The organism is Mucilaginibacter sp. P1_D10 (genome assembly GCF_056406215.1).
Genome location: NZ_JBFUAP010000010.1, coordinates 204,361 through 225,387, shown reverse-complemented (window position 1 = coordinate 225,387; position 21,027 = coordinate 204,361). Strand labels below are relative to the sequence as shown.

The 21,027-nt window shown below is 43.7% G+C and carries 18 protein-coding genes; 8 read left to right on the top strand and 10 right to left on the bottom strand.

From position 1 onward, the window contains the following. Positions 1–62: 62 nt before the first annotated feature. The 3 genes from fusA to rpsL form a co-directional block, all read right to left on the bottom strand. Positions 63–2,174: an elongation factor G gene (gene fusA, locus AC1DYT_RS17420; protein ID WP_477470835.1), complete on the bottom strand. Its 2,112-nt coding sequence runs from the start codon at positions 2,172–2,174 to the stop codon at positions 63–65. 137 nt (positions 2,175–2,311) lie between these two features. After that, a complete protein-coding gene (rpsG, locus tag AC1DYT_RS17415) occupies positions 2,312–2,779 on the bottom strand; it encodes a 30S ribosomal protein S7 (protein ID WP_134335638.1) in 468 nt (155 codons plus the stop codon). Positions 2,780–2,798: 19 nt separating this feature from the next. Then, complete coding sequence (rpsL, locus tag AC1DYT_RS17410) at positions 2,799–3,221, bottom strand: 30S ribosomal protein S12 (protein ID WP_090645085.1); 423 nt, start codon at positions 3,219–3,221, stop codon at positions 2,799–2,801. Positions 3,222–3,421: 200 nt separating this feature from the next. Here rpsL and AC1DYT_RS17405 point away from each other — a divergent pair, with 200 nt between their 5' ends. Both AC1DYT_RS17405 and AC1DYT_RS17400 read left to right on the top strand, forming a co-directional pair. Further along, positions 3,422–3,724 carry a hypothetical protein gene (locus AC1DYT_RS17405; protein WP_477470834.1) on the top strand — a complete coding sequence of 101 codons (303 nt, stop codon included), beginning with the start codon at positions 3,422–3,424 and terminating at the stop codon, positions 3,722–3,724. 159 nt (positions 3,725–3,883) lie between these two features. Next, a complete protein-coding gene (locus tag AC1DYT_RS17400) occupies positions 3,884–4,699 on the top strand; it encodes a KilA-N domain-containing protein (RefSeq protein WP_477470833.1) in 816 nt (271 codons plus the stop codon). Between the two features lie 56 nt (positions 4,700–4,755). On the opposite strand, the gene AC1DYT_RS17395 is transcribed toward AC1DYT_RS17400, so the two are convergent. The 5 genes from AC1DYT_RS17395 to AC1DYT_RS17375 form a co-directional block, all read right to left on the bottom strand. Beyond that, positions 4,756–5,490, bottom strand: coding sequence for a DUF1444 domain-containing protein (locus AC1DYT_RS17395; protein ID WP_477470832.1), 735 nt, complete (start codon positions 5,488–5,490; stop codon positions 4,756–4,758). 65 nt (positions 5,491–5,555) lie between these two features. Further along, positions 5,556–6,518, bottom strand: a complete 963-nt coding sequence (locus AC1DYT_RS17390) for an acyltransferase family protein (RefSeq protein ID WP_477470831.1) — start codon at positions 6,516–6,518, stop codon at positions 5,556–5,558. Between the two features lie 36 nt (positions 6,519–6,554). Beyond that, on the bottom strand, positions 6,555–6,758 hold the full coding sequence (locus AC1DYT_RS17385) for a hypothetical protein (protein ID WP_477470830.1): 204 nt from the start codon (positions 6,756–6,758) through the stop codon (positions 6,555–6,557). A gap of 270 nt (positions 6,759–7,028) precedes the next feature. Next, positions 7,029–7,793 (bottom strand): hypothetical protein, encoded by a 765-nt coding sequence (locus tag AC1DYT_RS17380; protein ID WP_477470829.1) that lies wholly within the window; start codon positions 7,791–7,793, stop codon positions 7,029–7,031. 326 nt (positions 7,794–8,119) lie between these two features. Then, positions 8,120–9,400 carry a hypothetical protein gene (locus tag AC1DYT_RS17375; RefSeq protein ID WP_477470828.1) on the bottom strand — a complete coding sequence of 427 codons (1,281 nt, stop codon included), beginning with the start codon at positions 9,398–9,400 and terminating at the stop codon, positions 8,120–8,122. Between the two features lie 87 nt (positions 9,401–9,487). On the opposite strand from AC1DYT_RS17375, the gene AC1DYT_RS17370 reads away from it, so the two are divergent. From AC1DYT_RS17370 to AC1DYT_RS17360, 3 genes are all read left to right on the top strand, one after another. Beyond that, positions 9,488–10,678 (top strand): hypothetical protein, encoded by a 1,191-nt coding sequence (locus AC1DYT_RS17370; RefSeq protein WP_477470827.1) that lies wholly within the window; start codon positions 9,488–9,490, stop codon positions 10,676–10,678. 123 nt (positions 10,679–10,801) lie between these two features. Continuing rightward, on the top strand, positions 10,802–11,332 hold the full coding sequence (locus AC1DYT_RS17365) for a DcrB-related protein (RefSeq protein ID WP_477470826.1): 531 nt from the start codon (positions 10,802–10,804) through the stop codon (positions 11,330–11,332). A gap of 79 nt (positions 11,333–11,411) precedes the next feature. Then, positions 11,412–12,119, top strand: a complete 708-nt coding sequence (locus AC1DYT_RS17360; RefSeq protein ID WP_477470825.1) for a DNA alkylation repair protein — start codon at positions 11,412–11,414, stop codon at positions 12,117–12,119. Between the two features lie 59 nt (positions 12,120–12,178). On the opposite strand, the gene AC1DYT_RS17355 is transcribed toward AC1DYT_RS17360, so the two are convergent. After that, entirely contained in the window at positions 12,179–13,351 is a 1,173-nt protein-coding gene (locus AC1DYT_RS17355; protein ID WP_477470824.1) for an acyl-CoA dehydrogenase family protein, read from the bottom strand. 520 nt (positions 13,352–13,871) lie between these two features. On the opposite strand from AC1DYT_RS17355, the gene AC1DYT_RS17350 reads away from it, so the two are divergent. From AC1DYT_RS17350 to AC1DYT_RS17340, 3 genes are all read left to right on the top strand, one after another. After that, entirely contained in the window at positions 13,872–17,102 is a 3,231-nt protein-coding gene (locus tag AC1DYT_RS17350; RefSeq protein ID WP_477470823.1) for a SusC/RagA family TonB-linked outer membrane protein, read from the top strand. Between the two features lie 21 nt (positions 17,103–17,123). Continuing rightward, positions 17,124–18,758 carry a RagB/SusD family nutrient uptake outer membrane protein gene (locus AC1DYT_RS17345; RefSeq protein ID WP_477470822.1) on the top strand — a complete coding sequence of 545 codons (1,635 nt, stop codon included), beginning with the start codon at positions 17,124–17,126 and terminating at the stop codon, positions 18,756–18,758. 164 nt (positions 18,759–18,922) lie between these two features. Beyond that, positions 18,923–19,444, top strand: coding sequence for a DinB family protein (locus AC1DYT_RS17340; RefSeq protein ID WP_477470821.1), 522 nt, complete (start codon positions 18,923–18,925; stop codon positions 19,442–19,444). A gap of 256 nt (positions 19,445–19,700) precedes the next feature. Here the strand turns inward: AC1DYT_RS17340 and AC1DYT_RS17335 are convergent, their stop codons facing one another. Continuing rightward, a complete protein-coding gene (locus AC1DYT_RS17335; protein WP_477470820.1) occupies positions 19,701–20,999 on the bottom strand; it encodes an alpha-L-fucosidase in 1,299 nt (432 codons plus the stop codon). Positions 21,000–21,027 lie beyond the last annotated feature (28 nt).

The following is a 21,027-nucleotide window of genomic DNA, read 5'->3' as shown; positions in this document are numbered from 1 at the left end:
TCATTTAATGATTACACCGATTTTGTGTACTACACAGATAATCGGTGTAATCCTAAATTTTCTTAGTTATTACCAGCTGCTCTCTTACCTCTTGCTTTGGCAACTACTTCTTCCTGCACGTTACGTGGGGCTTCTGCGTAGTGGTCAAATTCCATGGTAGATGTAGCACGGCCAGACGTGATGGTACGTAACTGGGTTACATAACCAAACATTTCTGAAAGTGGTACAGTAGCTTTAATTACCTGTGCACCTGCACGTGAATCCATACCTAAAAGCTGGCCACGACGACGGTTCATGTCACCGATAACATCACCCATGTTTTCTTCAGGGGTAAGGATCTCGATTTTCATGATCGGCTCAAGCAATACCGGTTTACATTTTGGCAAGGCCTCGCGGTAAGCCATCTTAGCAGCTAACTCGAAAGATAGCGCATCTGAATCGACTGCGTGGAACGAACCATCAATTAACCTTACTTTTAAGCTGGTTAACGGGTAACCTGCCAATACGCCATTCGCCATAGAAGCGTTAAAGCCTTTTTCTACAGATGGGATAAACTCGCGAGGGATTGAACCACCGCTAATTTCGTTCACAAACTGTAAGCCTTCTTTACCTTCGTCGTTTGGTGATAGTATAACCTGTATATCGGCAAATTTACCACGGCCACCGGTTTGTTTCTTGTATGTTTCGCGGTGTTGGATAGTGCCTGTGATAGACTCTTTGTAAGCAACTTGTGGCGCACCCTGGTTAACCTCTACTTTAAACTCACGTTTTAAGCGGTCCATGATGATATCCAAGTGAAGCTCGCCCATACCGCTAATTACGGTTTGGCCGGTTTCTTCGTCAGATTTTACGTGGAAGGTTGGATCCTCTTCTGATAATTTACCTAAAGCGATACCTAATTTATCTACGTCGGCCTGTGTTTTAGGCTCAATAGCTAAACCGATAACCGGGTCAGGGAAGTTCATCGATTCAAGGATGATCGGGTGTTTCTCATCGCAAAGGGTATCGCCAGTTTTGATATCCTTAAAGCCTACTACCGCAGCAATATCACCTGCACCTACATTAGGTATAGGATTTTGCTTGTTAGCGTGCATTTGGAATATACGGCTGATACGCTCTTTGTTATCAGAACGCATGTTGTGCACATACGAACCTGCTTCCAAATTACCCGAGTAAACGCGGATAAAGCAAAGACGGCCTACGAAAGGATCCGTTGCAATTTTAAATGCTAAAGCTGCAAACGGCTCTTTTTCTGATGGCTTACGTAAAATTTCTTCGCCTGTATCTGGGTGATGGCCTACAATACCTTCAACATCCATAGGTGAAGGAAGCAATTCCATCACGTAATCGAGCATGGTTTGTACACCTTTGTTTTTGAAAGACGAACCGCAAACCATAGGAACTATCTTGGCATCTAAAACAGCCTTACGTAAAGCGTCAAGCACTTCGCGTTCGGTAATAGTTTCAGGCGCATCAAAGAATTTCTCCATCAGGCTCTCATCGTAATCAGCAACAGATTCGAGTAATTTCTCTCTCCACTCTGTAGCTTCTTCGATCATATCCTCGGGGATAGGCACTTCGGTAAAGGTCATACCTTTATCGTGCTCATTCCAAACAATACCTTTCCAGTTGATCAAATCCACAACACCTTTAAAGTGCTCTTCAGCACCAATTGGCAATTGCAAAGGAACAGCGTTACTGCCTAACATGCTTTTTACCTGTTTTACAACATTTAAAAAGTCGGCACCGCTACGGTCCATTTTGTTAACGAAACCAATACGGGCAACGTTGTAGTTGTTAGCCAGGCGCCAATTAGTTTCTGATTGCGGCTCAACACCATCAACAGCACTAAATAAGAACACCAAACCATCCAGTACACGTAAAGAACGGTTCACCTCAACGGTGAAATCCACGTGTCCCGGGGTATCAATAATGTTGATATGGTAGTTTTGGCCCCTGTATTTCCAACCAACGGTTGTAGCAGCCGAGGTGATGGTAATACCACGTTCTTGCTCCTGCGCCATCCAGTCCATCGTAGCTGCACCCTCGTGTACCTCGCCAATTTTATGGCTAACACCCGAGTAGTACAATATACGCTCTGTTGTAGTGGTTTTACCGGCATCAATGTGAGCGGCAATACCTATATTTCTTGTATATCTTAGATCTCTTGACATTTTTGTTTTTTTTTGATTTCACTGATTTTTGTGATTTCACCGATTTGGTACGATCACGCTTAAGGGCGCAATCATACTAAATCAATGTAACCGTAATATATAATCGGTGTAATCCTTTTTATATCGGTGTAATCTTATTAGAAACGGAAGTGAGAGAACGCTTTGTTGGCTTCAGCCATTTTGTGCGTATCTTCTTTCTTCTTAACAGCAGCACCTTCGCCTTTTGCAGCAGAGATGATCTCGCCGGCAAGTTTCTCCATCATGGTTTTTTCGCCACGACGACGTGCATAGCTAATTAACCATTTCATACCCAAAGCAACTTTACGCTCCGGACGAACCTCAGTTGGTACCTGGAAGTTTGCACCACCTACACGGCGGCTTTTTACTTCTACAGCAGGCATTACATTGTTCAAAGCTTTTTTCCAGCTATCTAAACCGTTTTCGCTGGTTTTCTTTTCAACAATTTCAATTGCGTTATAGAATATAGTATAGGCGGTAGATTTTTTACCGTCGAACATCATGTTATTTACAAACCTGGTTACCAAAACATCATTGAATTTTGGATCAGGAAGAAGGATTCTTTTTTTTGGTTTTGACTTTCTCATTGTTACTATCCTCCTTTAATTATTTCTTTTTCTTAGCTGGTGCGCCTTTTGTAGGTGCAGCTACCTGACCTGGTTTAGGGCGTTTGGTTCCGTATTTAGAGCGGCGTTGGTTACGGCCCGCAACACCTGATGTATCCAGTGCACCACGGATGATGTGGTAACGTACACCAGGTAAATCTTTAACACGACCACCACGGATCAAAACAATTGAGTGTTCTTGCAAGTTGTGGCCTTCACCAGGGATGTAGGCGTTAACTTCTTTACCATTTGTAAGGCGCACACGTGCAACTTTACGCATTGCTGAGTTTGGTTTTTTAGGGGTAGTGGTGTACACACGGGTGCACACGCCTCTTCGCTGTGGACAGCTGTCCAACGCTGGTGACTTACTCTTGTCAACCAGAGCTACTCTACCTTTTCTAACTAATTGCTGAATAGTAGGCATTTTTTCCTTTTTGTATTTACTGTTTTATCCTTATTTTAAGGACTGCAAAGGTAGGCACTATTTTTTGATTTTCAAGCGGCTGGCAGAAAAAGTTTTTGTAATGGCCTGATTAGGTGGGCGGATGGCGGAAATGGGGTGGTTTTGAGGTGATTTGGGCTAAAAGGTTACCTTTAAATGCAAGATGTATTAATAGTAAAATAATGAAAGCCTTTTTAAAATCAATTGCCGCGCATCCCTTGTCTGCAATTTGCTATGTTCTATATTTTACACTTTTTGTATCGCAGGTTATACGGGAATTTGAATATCAAAGAATAGTAGAACAAAATAATGGTAAATGGCCACATGGTGTTAGAGAGGGTGCAGGTATTCCGGTTTACTTATTCGGTATTATATTCTTGATCGTTACTATTATTCGCGGCTCTGCTAAAAACGAAAACGGCAGTTTTTACTTTTGGCTTGGGTTGGCAATTTTATTGCCAATGATTATTTACGGGAATATTTAAACTTGAAAAGCAAGTATCGTGCTGCTAACTACCGCCAGCCCCGCTTTCTGTACAAGCCGCTGATAGAAGCGTCTTTTCCGTCAATCGGGTTTAGGTAGGCGGGGTATTTTAAGTCGGTTAATATTTGTTAATTTATCTGCAAATTTTATAAAGAGCATTATGCCCAAAAATAAGACGATAACTGTAAAAGGAACTGTGATTGCTATTGTCGAAGAAAGTGGCGAGGATTTCATTTCCATCACCGATATGCTAAAGGCAAAAGACGGCGACTTTTTTATTGCAGATTGGCTAAGAAATAGAAACACCGTCGAGTTTTTGGGAATATGGGAAAGTGTCTATAATCCCAATTTTAATTATGGCGAATTCGCCATAATTAAAAGTCAAGCCGGGCTAAACAGTTATAAAATCAGCGTAAAAGAATGGGTTGCAAAAACGAATGCCATTGGCTTAAAAGCTACAACAGGCAGATATGGCGGAACCTATGCTCATAAGGATATAGCTTTTGAGTTTGGAATGTGGATAAGCGCCGAATTCAAAGTCTATTTAATTAAAGAATTTCAACGCCTTAAAGAAGACGAAAACGACAGACTAAAATTGGAATGGAATTTTCAGCGGACTTTGGCCAAAATAAACTATACCATACACACAGACGCAATTAAGCTAACCCTAATCCCCAAAGAGCTTAATAAAGCTCAAATTGGGTTTGTGTACGCCAATGAGGCCGATCTTTTAAATGTCGCACTTTTTGGAGTTACAGCAAAAGAGTGGCGAGAGGCCAACCCAAAAGCAAAAGGTAATATACGCGATGATGCAACAATAGAGCAATTGGTAGTTTTATCAAATCTGGAAAGCATTAATTCGGTTTTAATTCACCAGGGCAAACCGCAATCAGAAAGATTAATATTACTGAATACGATTGCAATAACTCAAATGGCCTCGTTAATTAAGAGCAAACAAATAAAGAACCTCCTTTAGTTTTACACCCTGTGCCGAATTGTGCATATTAAACTTTGTCTGTCGCATCACTCCCCCTAATTCTTCACGCTCATCAACTCCCCAAGGCCCAAAGGCGCAACAACGTTTATATTTCCCTTATCGTCGGTAAGCACTTGTATTAGGGTAAATTTGCCTTTGTAGTACCAATAGAACCCGTTAGATACCGGCACCTCGTGCTCGGCAAAAGATTTATCGGTAATGGGTTTAATGCGTTGGATGAATTTTACGAAGTCCACAGGCTTTGCTTTTGATATGGTACACACTGCTGCAAAGCCCCTGTTGGGTATCACGATAACCGAGCCCCACTCGCCCACCAGTTCGGGTGCGTTTCCCTGTAGGTTTAGCGCATAGCTGGCTGCATAATCGTCGTTGGCTAAAAAGTTGAATTCTGTTTTGTGGATGTCGCCATCGAATATTTTCGTAACCTTTTCAACTTTTTGGCTACCCACATTGGCAAGGGCATCTTTAAATACCTCCTCGGCAGGTTTGTTCCATTTTTCGAAATCAGTTTTAAATAGCGGCGAAAACCCGCCAGGCATATCCAGCATCAAAACGGTGGTGGTTCCTTCCAGGTCGACACGCGAAACCATTTTCCCAACGCCGCCTTTTTGCGCAACGCTGGCATCCGAATAAATGCGTACGGTTAAATAAGGCTTAGCTTTATCGTAGGCACTGATATCTATACCATTTGTCTGACCGAAACAAACGCTACCGAACAACAGCAGCAAGATGACAAGATTATTTTTTTTAGCGTGTAGTGATAAAGGCATTTCAGGGCTATTTAAGGCAGGTTAAATTAGATATAAATATCCAGATAGCTAAAACCGGGATGCAATTATCTGCCCAGCCTTATTCTTTTTGAAAACTTTAACGCTGGTTTTTCTATAAGCACATTAAGTACATAAGCCGCCCCAACGCTTACTGCCAACGTGGTGATGCCTAACACAAATGCATTACTGACGTATGTTTTAATAAAATGAAGGTAGAGGTTCGAAAAAACGATATGCGTTAAATATAGCGAATAGGAGATTTCTCCAAAAAACAACAGCACTTTAGGGCTTTTAGCTTTATATAGTAATATAAACAGGGCGGTAATAGCAGGCACAGTACCCGTTGTAATAGAAATTTTCACTCCTAAAAAGCCACAAAACACCAACACAATCACTATTGCCTGCCTCAGGCTTATTTTAGCTGCATAATACAAGAACACAATATAACCTACAGCAAAATTGTATAACGAAGCAAAAATAAGCTCGCGTATATCAAACTGTATAAAAACGCAAGCTGCGCTAACAATCAAAACAAGCGCCAGGGACAGCATCGGTTTCATTTTCATGAGCAGCGGAAACAGCAAGCCCAGCATTACATAATACTGAAACTCGATGGAAAGCGTCCAAAATATACTACTGAACCATGGCTGGCTCTTAAAAAAAGGAACAAGGTATGTTACGTGAAGCACTATTGCCTTAAAACTAAGAAACCGCAGAGGCAATATTTTAAAAACAAACAACAGAATTATAGCAGCCCAGTACGGTGGGTCTATCCTGATACTTCTTTTTAATAGGAACCCTGGGAAATCGGGAAAGGTGTAATTTTTTTTATACAGCGAATATGGAAGGATAAAACCCGACAGTACGAAAAAGATGGTAACGCCCAACTGCCCCATGAAAAAAAGCCTGGCTACCGGCGGGCTGTACACCACCTGGTTACCGATGTAAAAATGAACAATGAAAACGCCCAACGCAGCTATACCACGCAATATGGTCACACTTTCAATGTTGCTGCCTTTATCTGCCATTGCCAAATATAGGGTAATGCCACTGCATGCCAAACATCAATTCCGTATCCAGCCCACAGGTATATCGTTCACAAAAGCCTTGTCTATTTTCCCGACGGCATCTCTGGTAAACTTCAAGGTAAAGCCCGGCTCATTGTTATAGAACAGCAGCTCATCCACTCTAAAAAACTCCAATTTGTCGCCGTCCCAGCTTTGGGTTATTACCAGTTTATTGCCCACGGCAGTTATTTGCAAATACATTCCATTACCGCCGTTTTTAAACCGTCCCCCGCCCAACCAGGCGTCCACGCTTGCGAACACCGCCGTTTTAGCAAAAAGCCAAAAGCGTTAGCGCGGACGTTGAAAAAATCATACAGTCAGGCATGGTTCCATATATTTTTGAAAAGGGAGGCTTGTGCTGCTATTTCCTGCCAGCCCTCCCAATGGCTATCGGGACTGTAAGTCCTCGTTCCTGCGGGCTTTCCGCTACTATCGGGTTTAGCTAAGTTGGGCTTGTTAATGATATTCTCCCTACCTCGCCAGTACCTTTGGCGAAAGAATTACCCCGGATGCATCATCCCAATGAAAAATAACCTGGGTTGGTGTCACTTCTACCGAGCCCTGAGTATTAATGTCATGCAATGAAATAAAAAGCCTGTACGTCCCTACGGTTAAGGGCTCTAAAAAAGAGCTAAAATCGTTGTGTGCCGATAATTGGCGGCGAACGGGGCTGCACCCGTTCGGGTGAAGATAGGTCCCTTGTACCGACATATAAAACCCGCGGGGCATGCTTTCGTAACCAATTCCAAAGTCGAGTACCGAATTGGAACAGTATTTATCTTTCGTGGTAACCGTAAAAGCGAGGTAGCTCGAATCGGACTTAGCACTTTTGATGATCTGCGGCACAAGGCTTATTTGGTCATCATCGGCAAGTTTTGCATAAAACAGGGTTGGCACATACACCGAATCGATAACCGTAATGGTTTTGGGTTTAGATTCGATATCGCTGTTGTTCGCTTTTATAGTATAAGTGCCTGCTTTTGTAAATTTAATAAGGGCAACGGTTTTAACAGGCAGCAGCTCATCCGAGCCGGCGGGCGTTACCACCCAGGTTACTGCTTTAGTGGTATCTGCCCCTACAAACAGCATCGAATCGGGTTCATTAATTTTAATTTTTAATTTGCTTAGCGCTATTTCTCCATAGGCGGCATTGGGTTCACCATTTTTATTGCAGGCGGTTAAAATGCAAAGGGCAAGGATTAGCGCTATTACAGATGTTGATTGCTTTTTCGTCATCGGCTTAAATTGATAAACGAATTTAAACAAACAGCCTGTAAATCAATGTATTATTTTTGTTAAAATAGACGATTTATGCTCTAATACACCAGGCGCATCAATTACAAAAGCGACTTCTGATTCCCTAATATGATATAGGGCTGTGATTACAACTTTCAAGGGATACAATTAAATCGAATAAATTATTAATTTATAATATAAATATTATACTATAAATACAACTATGGAGTTATACCACTAATTAACCGAATTAAAATCGGTCAGTTAATAGTTGATAAAGATTAAACGAAAGCAGGTATAGCGCAAGGCCACGCCTGCTTTTTTGTTTACAGCGGCTTATCGAAACTATCGTTAAGTGCTACTTTATAGCTATCGCTTAGTTTGATGTCCCGTATTTCTCCTGCTCCTTCAAAAGCTATGCATATCCCGGCAATGTCCTTTATGGTTTGGGTTATGGGTGTTTTAAATATCTCCACGCCGTTAAGCTGCACGCATAGCTGCATATTTTTTACACTGCAACGCAGGTTTTGATAGTGGTTAAAATTACAACCGAAAGTACTGAGATCCTTATCCTTACCAAATATCCAGTCTGATGAGGTAAAGAGCTTTAACGCCGAACTACAGCCTTTATTAGCCAGCGGAATAATAATGGCATTTTGCTTGCCCAAAATATAAACAATAACATTCCGGCAGGACGATTCTTCGGCGGTGGAGGTATTGCGCAGGGTGGTTTCAAGCGTAAAATCGCTACCGTTTATGCCATCAAATTCTTTTACATTATAAAACCGCAGCCATTGGCCGTTAAAAACGGGCAGCCCGGTTTTATGGGCAATAGCTGCTGCACCCAGGCCCAGCGCGCCGGGCAGGTGTATCTCCGCATCGCTCAGATAGGTGGGAGACGGTTGTTTATCAAGCAAGCCTACCCAACCTTTCGTTTTTATATATACCGGGGTTTCCTTTTCTATTTTTCCTTTATGTATGAGTTTCGCCGTAAAATAACCCGGGTGATAATAGATAGAGGTATGCTGTGTGCCCGATGTGGCGATGCGCTCCGTCCGGCTTGGGTCCCAGGTTTGCTGCAGGGTAAGGCTGTCGGCCTGCAAGCCCGAAGCATCATAGTCGAACACCACCGAATTGGGCAAGCCATCGGCAACCACCCTCGCCGCAAATTGCACGGGTTTGGCGGTTGTTTTTTCGTGCTGTTTTGGTTTGATTATCCAGGCCAATATCCCGACCAGAACAACACTCATGGTGGCTATACTGATGATTGTCGGCAGGTAATTCTTTTTCCTGGGGGACAAATTGGCCGCAGGTATTGCAGCCGTTTGGCTTTCCGAGTCGATGCGCTGCTTAAAAACACGCCAATCATCGTACCCGACAAATTTGGCAAGCGTGTTCAACGTAGCGGCATTAGGTGTGCTATCATACTTCACCTTGCCCCAAAGTCTTTTCAGCGTGGTAACGCTGAGCATGGCACCAGTTTTATGCAAAAAAAGTTGGCTCAGCTTCTCAAAATCGAGGTCGCTCCAAGCCGTGCTATCACCCCAGCCCAATTGCTCTTCGGCAATCTCCCGCCAGCGGGCTATGTACTGAACCTCTTTTTGCATGCTGATTGACCGTGAATGTGTTTGAATGAACTTGAATATGGCTTTGCCGTCGTGGCCATCCAATTTAGCTTAAAATTATAAATAATCATGAAAAATAAACTACTGCATCTCATCAAACCGGTGCTCATTCTTGCACTATTATTTTACGCAGCCGCCGGCATGGCGCAGACGAAACAAGCTAAGACTAAAGCTATCGCCATGCCCTTTGATGCCGCGCATTTCGACACCACCTTACAAAAGGTAGAGTTTATTACCTATAAAGGCGCAAAGGCCATGAAGGTGCTCCCCGGCAATAAACAGGTGGTGTTAAAGGACCTGATCTTCACCGACGGCACCATCGAATTTGATGCTCAGCCGGTAGATGTTGCCAAATCATCATTCCTCAGCGTGTATTTCCGCAGGCAAAACGGCAACGAAAGCGAGTTGGTGTACCTGCGCATGGCCAAAGACGAAACCCTGCAACGCAACGACGCTATCCAATACGCACCCGTCATACGCGGGGTAAACCTTTGGGATATGATGAACCACTACCAGGGGCCCGCCGAACTGAAGAACGAGGATTGGAACCACTTTAAACTGGTAATATCGGGCATGCAGATGAAAGTGTATATAAACAACATGGCCAAACCCACTTTGGAGATACCGCGACTGGAAGCAAATGCTGCAACTGGCGGCATCGCGTTCGACGGGCAGGCTTACTTTGCCAACCTCGTTATCAAACCCAACGATACCGAAGGGCTTTCGCCGGTTGCGGGTACCGACCTTACCAATCACGATGTAGGTTACATCCGTCGGTGGGATGTATCTGCCGCACAGTTTCTTGAAAAAGGCCGTGAACTGATACGCGAGGACTTGCCTACCGATACCACCAAATGGCAGCCCATCTTGGCCGAGAGGCACGGCCTTATCAACCTCACCCGCCTATTCGGCGGCATGGAAAACCGCGGCGGCGGCGTGCAAAACAAAAACCGCTACGTATGGCTCAAAACCAAAATACGCAGCACTAAAGACCAACTGGCAAAAATACAGCTCGGCTTTAGCGATGAGGCGTACGTTTTCATCAACGGCGGCTTGATTTACGTAGACAAGAACCAGTACCCGCAACCCATACGAAAATATCCTGACGGGCGTTTGGATGTGGCCAACTCCTCATTCGATATCCCCCTCAAAACCGGCGATAATGAGTTGATTATCGGCGTATCCAACTACTTCTACGGCTGGGGCATCGTTGGGCGCATGGTTAAGATGGATGGCAGCATAGCTGTTTTGCAGGAGTAAGAACGCCTTATGAGTCGCTGGTTAGCCAACCAGCGACTCATAATATTCCGATGTCTTCTTTTTTATCCATATTTTTAGGTGTTTTAATATATAAAGCCCAGTAAAACCAAAAACACCCACTCCATGAAAGTACCGTTTCTCACTTTTGTCGCGCTGTTTATATACACATTTGCCAATGCCCAAATAAAACTGGAGAAGCGAACCTACCTCGAAGGAAGACTTGAAATGCTTATCCCCACAGATTTCAAACAAATGTCGGCAGAAATGATTGGCGTAAAATATCCTAATCGTACTCAGCAGCCCCAAGCCGTGCTGTCTGACGACGATGGAACGGTAAATATTATTGTTAACTATTTGCCTCAATCCATACAACCCAGCCAGGTAGCTGAATTTAAAGAATTCCAGTTGAACTTTTTTAAAAAAAACCGCCCCGATGCACAATGGCTGGCAGATGGGGTAAAACAAATAAATGGCAAAACGTTTGGCTTTCTAAAGTTTACAATTGATGCCGTTGATCAGAAAGTGTATAACTATATGGTGTTTTCGGAGTTGAACGGGAAAATTTTAATGCTAAGTTTTAATTGCACCGAAAAACTGCTGCCGAAATGGCAAGCCACGGCCGAGGAGATCATGGCATCGATAGCCCTGAAGTAATAAGGCGTTCATTTCAGTTTTGGGCTTAAATAACTAACTTAGGCTTTACCAAAATCCATTTTAAATTAACCGACCAACCATGACCGTAGACGAAGTTATGGCCGAACTGCAGGCGAATGGCAGCGAAAGCATCAAAAAAATCTTGCTGAAACATGGCGTTAGAGAGCCGTTTTTTGGGGTGAAGGTGGAATATCTGAAAAAAATCCAAAAGAAAACCAAAACCGACTACGAGTTGGCCAAGGGCCTTTTTGAAACCGGCAATGCCGATGCTATGTACCTGGCCGGCCTGATAACCGATGATGCAAAAATGACCAAAGCCGAATTGCAACACTGGGTAGAACTTGCCTTGTCCAACAACATCGGCGAGTACACTGTACCCTGGGTTGCCGCCGGAAGCCGTTTTGGTTTCGAACTGGGATTAGAATGGATAGATAGCAGCGAAGAACGTATCGCCTCGTCTGGGTGGGCCACGCTGGCAAACCTTGTAGCCTTAAAGCCGGACATTGAGCTGGATTTGGCAGCACTAAAAAGTTTGTTGAATCGCATCGGGAAAACTATCCATACCTCCCCAAACCGCGTGCGCTACCAAATGAACAGCTTTATCATTTCTGTAGGCGCATACGTTTCACCGTTAATTGCTGATGCGTTTGAAACTGCGGAAAAGAACGGCATAGTGATGGTAGATATGAACGGCACAGCGTGCAAAGTGCCCGCTGCAGCAGATTATATTAAAAAGGCAAAGGAAAGAAATCCAAACTCCACGAAGAAAAAGACGGTGAAGTGTTGATTGGATTTGTCTCTTCCTTTGTAAAATCAGTGAAATCTGATAAATCGCATAAATCCCGGTTACCTCAACACCTCCCTGGCAATCACAATCTTTTGTATCTCTGAAGTACCCTCGCCTATGGTACAGAGCTTGGCATCGCGGTAATATTTCTCTACCGGGAAATCTTTGGTATAGCCGTAGCCGCCGAATATTTGCACGGCTTCGTTGGCGCAGCGCACCGCTACTTCCGATGCAAAATACTTGGCCATGGCCGATTGTTTCGTAACCGGCAAGTGACGGTTTTTATAATCAGCCGCTTGCATTACCAGTAGTTCTGCGGCTTCTATCTCGGTTGCCATATCGGCCAGTTTAAAAGATATCCCCTGGAAACTGCTTATCGGCTGCCCAAACTGGTGGCGCTCTTTGGAGTAAGCAACCGCTGCCTCAAACGCCCCTTTTGCAATGCCTAAGGATAAGGCCGCGATAGAAATACGCCCGCCATCCAACACTTTCATGGCTTGCTTGAAGCCTTCGCCCTCGGCTCCCAATAGGTTCTCTTTGGGTACACGGCAGTTATCAAAAATCATTTCGGTGGTTTCTGATGCGCGCATGCCCAGCTTATTTTCTTTTTTGCCCGCGCTGAAACCAGGCGTACCGCGTTCAATCACCAACGCGGAAATCCCTTTGCTATCGCCCTTATTGCCGGTGCGTACCATCAACACAGCTACGTCGCCGCTTTTGCCGTGGGTTATCCAGTTCTTCGAGCCATTCACAATATAATGATCACCGTCCAAAACAGCAGTGGTATTCATGCCCATGGCATCGCTGCCGGTGTTGGCTTCGGTTAGTCCCCAGGCGCCAAGCCATTCGGCAGTGGCCAGTTTGGGTAACCAGCGTTGCTTTTGCTCTTCGTTGGCAAAAGCCAGTATATGGCCGGTGCATAATGAATTATGAGCAGCTACAGATAAACCTATCGAACCGCAAACCTTAGCAATTTCTACTATAACCGTTACGTATTCTGCATAGCCAAAGCCTGATCCGCCGTATTCCTCGGGTACCAGCACGCCCATCATGCCGGTTTCGCCCAGTTGCTTGAACAGTTCCAGCGGGAAGTGTTGCTCCTCGTCCCATTGCATTACATTGGGGCGGATATGCTTCTCGGCAAAATCTTTGGCCATCTGGCCTATCATTTTCTGGTTATCGCTGATAGAGAAATCGTAGCCTGCGGGCGTATCGGTTAGTAAGTGGTCCATCCTGAAAAAATAGATTTATAATTGGTTGGGATAAAGATAGAGATAAAATACTATGCATGCATAGTATTTTATCAAATAATCTTAGCAGCTTTTGTACCCTCAAATAAACCTTATTTTAAATAAAAATCTCAAAATCTTTTTATAATTCATTAAAAAGACCGCCTTTGTTCGAAAAAAATCTATATATCTATCTATAAAAATCAAATTACTAAAAAAAGATCTCTAACTAATCTAAAATGCTACAATTTCAAGTCAATATTTCATAGAAATTTCATAAAAAAGCGATTATTAATGAAATTTATTCAGTAAAAAGTCAAAATAAATACCAATTTATCATAATAAGACCGCGTAATAATTAAAAATAACATAATTATTACTGCACTTTTTTAAAAATCACCATAAATTGACAACAGTTACAACATCGTTTTTGCAATTAAAGTAAAAATTCCAAGCCAATTGTAGTGTAAATGTTACACTAGTATCTTGTGTGCATTAACTTTTCACTTTAACTGATCTTTTTATGAAAAAAAAATTATTCAAAAACCTCATTGGGTTGCTGTTGGTACTATTGTGCCAATTTGCCTACTCCCAAAGCCGGACAGTAACCGGTACAGTCACCGCTAAAGACGATGGTTTGCCGGTGCCCGGCGCCACTGTCGTGCTAAAAGGCGCTCACACCGGCACACAAACATCCGCCACCGGTAAATTTATCTTAAGCGTCCCTTCTTCAGGTGGTGTACTGGTGTTTTCCTATCTTGGATACAACTCTTTAGAGGTGCCAATTAATGGAGATGTAATTAATGCGGTGCTTATTACCAACTCAAAACTTTTGGGCGAAGTTGTGGTAACCGGTTCGGGTGTTGCAACAAGCAAAGCCAAATTAGGTATTGCTGTTGAATCACTATCAGGCAAAGCGCTTACCGCATCTCCCCAGGCATCTATCGACCAGGGTTTGGTTGGCCAGGTTGCAGGTGCACAGATATCTTCGGTAGACGGCACACCGGGTGCGCGAACAAATATCGTATTAAGAGGTATAAATACCGTTCAGGGGAGCACTTCTCCTATGATCCTTGTAGACGGTGTGGAATCTCGCACGACAGATTTAAGCCAACTCGATCCCGCTACGGTTGATCACATAGAAATTGTACAGGGTGCAGCAGCATCAACTATTTATGGAGCCCAGGGTGCCAACGGTGTAATCCAGATCTTCACTAAAAAAGGAAGGATCGGTAAAACGCGTATCGACGTTAGTACCAGTATCAGCAGTAACGATTACCTAAACTTAGGCAACGTGCATCAGGCTAAGTTAAGCAGCTTTAAAACGGATGCAAACGGCATTTTTATAGATGCTGGCGGCAATCCAATAACTATTGATGCCGATGGACGTTATAAAGATATTCAATGGGCTTTTGGTGCAGATCCGGGCAATGGATCTCCTACGGCTATGAGTAATCCATTAAACATAGCGCATCAACAATACGGTACTAACTTGCAGTATTATGATCACCTTAAGCAGTTATTCAGAACTTCATATACTACTAATAATAGTGTTGCAATTTCTGGCGCGAACGAAAAATCTGATTATAATTTAACTGTTTCTAACAATAATCAGCAAAGTAACATCAAAAATAATGGTTATAATAACCGTACTAATTTAACAGCCAATGTTGGCTCGGAGTTATTTAAAGGTTTTACCATAAGATCAGTTACGCAATTGATTTACACCAAAAATACACTGAACCCCAACTATGGTATCGGTAATTCCGGGGGTATCTTTGATGTATTAAACGCATCACCTTTTTATGATTTTGACCGCAAAAATGAGGATGGCAGTTACCCGCTATCATTAAACTCCGGTACTGTAAGCGTAAACGGATCTAACCCCAACTATTATACACAATGGGCAAACAGGGTATCAAACCGTGAAGACCTGCTTCAAAGTATAATGGCGGATTATAAAGTAAATAAATTCCTGACCCTAAATGCTAAATACGGCCTCAACTACCAGCACACTGAAGAAAACATCGTTTTCAAAGATCAGTCTAAAACACTTACGGCCATCGACCTGGGTTCTTACTATGGCTTTTTTGCATCACTTCCAAAAGGAGAGTTAGTTAAAAATACCAGTTCTACAGTTTTTCAAAACTTTAACACATCGGCTGTAATTAACACCGATTTCGCAAGGGATTTTAAAATCAATGTGCCTATCACCACCAGTACTTATTTAGGCTTTGATTATAGAAAAAATAATGATAAACAATTTAACACCTACGGTTTAGAATTGCCAGAGTACGAAATTTACAATTTCCAACAAACCGCAACCCAGGCCGTATCTTTTGATTATACAACACCATTTGTAACTTACGGATTTGTATTGAACCAAAAGTTTGACTTTGGAGACTACGCCGGTGTTGCAGGTGGCTTTAGAACGGATTATTCATCGGCTTTTGGCGCGGGTTCAAAACCATTTACGTTCCCAAATGCGAACGCTTATATCCGTGCATCGTCTTTCGGATTCTGGAAAAACTCCTTCCTGGGCAATGCCATTCCCGAGTTTAAGATCAGGGGTGGTTACGGCCAGGCAGGTACACAGCCTTATCCGTTTGACAGGTATCCAACTATTAACCCGGGCCACCTTGGCGGAGCACTGATCTTCAGTTTACCAACAGCCTTAGCCAACCCCGATTTGAAGGTGGAAGTATCTAAAGAATATGAAATTGGTACAGATTTCAGCATCAAAGGTGCATCCGGCAACTGGTTTAATGATATAAGCCTGAGCGGCACTTACTGGAACCGTAAAGCTTCTAATGTTATTTACAACGTTAATACTGCGCCATCAACAGGTGGTACTCAAATTAAAACAAATGCTATCGGCTTGGCGTCGAACGGTGTGCAGGCATCGTTAAATCTTGGGATTTTAAAAAGCAGGGATTTCAGTTGGCACTTTACCGCCAACTTTAGCCACCAAACCACCACAATCACCAGCACAGGCGGTAAGCCAATTATTCTAAGTACCGCTGCCGGTAGCACGCAGTTATCCTTAGTAGCCGGGCAAAAAATTGGCCAGATCTTTGGTAACAAGGCTTTAACCAGCTTAAGTGAAACTAACAGCGCAGGTGTACCTTACATATTGCCGGCCGATTATGACAAATACACTATCGTAAATGGCAGGGTAGTAAATATTGCCAATAAGGGAATCCAGTTTGCCAATGAGGCAACCCCACTTGGCGATCCAAACCCTAAGTTCAACATGTCATTCATTAACGCCTTAACTTACAAATCATTATCATTAGGCTTCCAATTTGACTGGGTTTACGGTAGCCATTTATATAACCAAACCAAAGAATGGCAATATAGGGACGGCATAAGCGGCGACTACGATGTGCCGGTTAATATAGGGGGCACTTCCGGTGCTTACACCGCGTACTATAGAAGCGCATATGCTGATATTATTGGTGGAAGAAACGGCGCAAGAAATGGCACCAAAGATTATTTCTACGAGGGTTCTTCGTTTTTACGATTGAGGAACATTACCCTTGGGTATGATTTCTCCAGCCTGATCAGCCGCAAGGTGTTTAAAAGGGCCTTGCTTACCTTTACCGGCCGTAACTTAATTACAGTTACTAAGTACACCGGCTTTGATCCGGAAATTAGCTCGGGAGCATCTAATTCACCGTTTGACAGGGGCGTAGACCATGATTCGACTCCCAACAGCAAAACGTATCAAATTGGCTTAAATCTTGGATTTTAATTGATCTTAATTGAAAATAAAATGAAAAAATATAAATACATAGTAACATCAATGATCATGGCCGGGGTAGTCTTCTCTTCGTCATGTAAGAAAGAATTGGACGTAAAAAATCCAAATTCGCCAACATTGGAACAAGCAAAAACAGAATCCGGACTAACTTCACTTGCATCGGGCAGTGTTTACATCAACGGCTTTGTAAACGGCAACGGGTGGCTGGGAGACAGTTTCTTTTCATTGTGCTACGGGTACCACGAATTATTGGCAGACGATGTATCTGCGCAAGCATCCAACCAAAATGTAAACTTGGTTAATATGCCCGATTATGCCATACTAGACGACGGCAGTAAGGTTACTAACCCACAGCCACAAATTGCCAACTTAAGGCTCAACAACTCCCGTGATAAACAGGGTACCAACATGTTCTATTACGAATGGCAAAGCATGTACGGATTAAACAATGCCTGTAACCAGATACTGGCTTTAACCGACAATATTAGCTTAGGTGGCGACGCAGCAACTAAACAAGCTACGTACAAGGCATGGGCATACTGGTGGAAAGGCCTTGCCTACGCCAGGTTAGGTTCTGTTTATTACGCCGGGCTGATAAACGATGGCGTAAGTGTAACAAACGGCAACTATGTTACCAGCGCTGCGCTCATCGCCGAATCAAACAAAAACCTTACGCAGGCTATGACGCTTTTAAAAGGCATATCCAATACCGCAACTTATACCGAACTGATGGGTAAACTGATTCCTTCGTTCTTCCAGGTGGGTAATGCGCAGGTGCCTACAACGGATATGTTTGTGCGCAGTATAAATACGCTAATGGCGCGTAATTTATTGGCCAATACCCGTACATCGGCCATGACAGCCGCCAACTGGCAAACTATTTTAACTTTAACCAACGCTGGGATCCAGGCGGGCGATAATGTTTTTGCAGGCTTTACAGCCGCCAATAATTATGTCTTTTCTTCCGGTGGCGGCTCAGTAGCTGCTAACACCGCGGGTGATAAAACATCAACCAGCTTTACCATCAGCGAACGTTTAGTGCAAGACATTAAGCCAGACGATTTGCGTAAAAGCAAGAATTTTTTACAGGGAACGCCTTTCTATAATCAGGTAGGTGGCTTTACTTTTAGTACAAGGTGGCAATTGAATGATGCCAAATTTACCCCAATTCCGGTTAACAACGCGTTCACAATTGCCGACAAAACTCCGGGCAATCAGGAAGTGTATATGGCAGGCAGCTACGAAGAGAATGAACTGATGAAAGCAGAAGCGCTTATTAACACCGGCCAAATTGATTTAGGCTTAGCAAGTGTTGATGCGGTGCGTATTTACCAGGGCGCGGGGCTTGCAGCGGTATCCGGCACTGGTTTAAACCTGGCAGCAGCACAAGAAGAACTTCGTAAAGAACGACGCCTTGCGCTTTTATTCAGGGGGACCGCATTTTACGACGCAAGGCGCTGGGGGGTGATTTATGATATATCTAAAGGTGGCGGCCGCACAAATGCTGTAGTGCTTACATCTTCTGGTGTATTAAACACGCATGCAACCATCAACTATAACTTCCTTGACTATTGGGACGTTCCGGCTGATGAGTTTGAATTAAACCCGCCGGCAGCAGGTAGCGCGCCGATAAAGAATCCGAATTAATGATTCTTATTTGTTTCGTTCTTTATATCAGTTAATACTAATTCCCCAAGGCCGCGCACACAAATTGCGCGGCCTTTTTATTTTATCAATTCTTTTTTTCCTACTGACATAGGGCTGTCATTACCCCGCCGTTTCTTTGAATTACAAAACAAAAACAACAAGCTATGACAACCATCGAATTTTTCCTGGAACAATTAAACTCTGAAGTGGCAACCACCCGCAAAATGCTGGAGCGCATACCAAACGATAAATACGATTGGAAGCCGCATCCAAAAAGCATGAATATCCGCAGCCTTGCCACGCATATTGCCGAGCTGCCTACCTGGATACCTATGGTGCTATCTACCGAAGAGCTGGATTTTGCCGCTGCACCTTACGACCCAACCATCATTAACAATACCGAAGATTTGATGGCCCTGTTCGAAAAATCATTCGTAGCCGGGTTAGAAGCATTGGTGGCCGACAAAGAGTGGCTGATGAACGATACCTGGACGCTGCGAAACGGCCGGGAAATTTACAGCCGCGAGAAAAAATGGGAGGTGATACGCCTCACTATTTCGCAAATCATCCACCACCGCGCACAGCTGGGCGTTTACCTTCGCTTGCTGGATATCCCCATCCCCGGCAGCTATGGCCCAAGCGCGGATGAAGAGTTCGTGCCGATTGAAGTGGAAGAGGCAGCGTAGACGAAACGACGGTTTAGATTTGTCAACTTTCAAAAAGTTGACAAATCTTTGCTGCGTAATCCTCAAAAATAGCATGCACCAGCAAACTAGTGGTGACACAATTTTGTCACCATCGCAATATTTTCAATAAATTGATTATCAATGCATTAAAAGCGTTCACGGTGTTCACATTGCGCCGCGTGAACACTTTATTGAGGTTTTTTGCCATTGTTAAAGCCCTCTTGTGAAGCGAAAAATTCTTAGAATTGGGGTGTATTTAGTTCACCGTCAATTTCACGATCATATCCACCGGGTCGATGGCAACGCCATTAGTGTAGATAAATACGCCTTCGGGTTGTTGCTTAAATTTGAGGGCTGCACCGCTGCTTAGCAACACAACCTTATTCACTTTTTCTTTCAACTGCGGAATAAAAACATACGGTTCTTTTGGTGCAGTGGTTACGTGCGCATACATCGTTTTACCACTAATGGTTGCAACGCCCCATGGTTGCGGCGGTATGGCATTACCCCTTGTGTTGTAAATACTCTCACCATTCTTTTGCAGCCAATTACCTACTATGGCCAGCGTGTCGGTAAATTCCGATTGTATTTTACCGTTTGGCATTGGGCCGATGTTGAGCAAAAAGTTGGCATCGCGACCGGCGGCGTTTACCAGGTAATGGATAATCTGTTTAGATGATTTAAAGCTCCTGTCGTTGATGTTGAAGCCCCAGCTGTTATTGATGGTTTCGCAGGTCTCCAGGGGCAGGTTGCCAATTTTAGAGCCGCCGCTGAAACCTGTGGTATTAGCGCCGGGCAGGTCCTTCTCAAACATCTGGAAATCCTCGCCGCCTATTGGCTCCATATGGTGGTTATTGCCAACCAGTATCGCAGGGTTTAGTTTGTGTATCAGGCCGTATATTTCGTCGTAATGCCAGTTTACGTTCTTCCGCTCCCAATGCCCGTCGAACCAGATTCCTTTTACTGCCGGGTATTTTGTGATGAGTTCGGTAAGCTGGTCTTTCATGAATTTGATGTAGCTATCCCAATCGCCTTTCACGGGTTTGCCATCAACAATCGGGCTACCGAAAGCATAATCAGGTCGGCCCCAATCCAGCAGCGAATAATAAAAATGCAGTTCGATGCCTTCCTTTTCGCATTCTTTGGCCAGTTCCATCAAAGGGTCTTTACGGTATGGGGTAGCATCCACAATGTTGTAAGGCGACATTTTGGTGCCGAACATGCTGAACCCATCATGATGGCGCGAGGTAACGGTGATATACTTCATGCCCGCTTTTTTGGCAAAGGCCACCCATTCCTTTGCATTAAATTCCTGTGGGTTAAAAAAACCGGCGAGGCGTTTATAGCTATCATAAGGTATCTTTTTTTCATGCATCACCCATTCGCCATCGCCCAAAATGCTGTAGAGACCCCAGTGGATAAACAGGCCGAACTTCAGCTCCTGGAATTTCTTCCGGGCGGCGAGGTTATCGGCAGTGGGCGCATATGGGCTTTGCGCACGGGTATTTAAGATAGCCGTTAAAAACAGCAGGCAAATGAGGGTAAGTTTCCGCATAATAATGTATATAGATTTATCGAGCCGA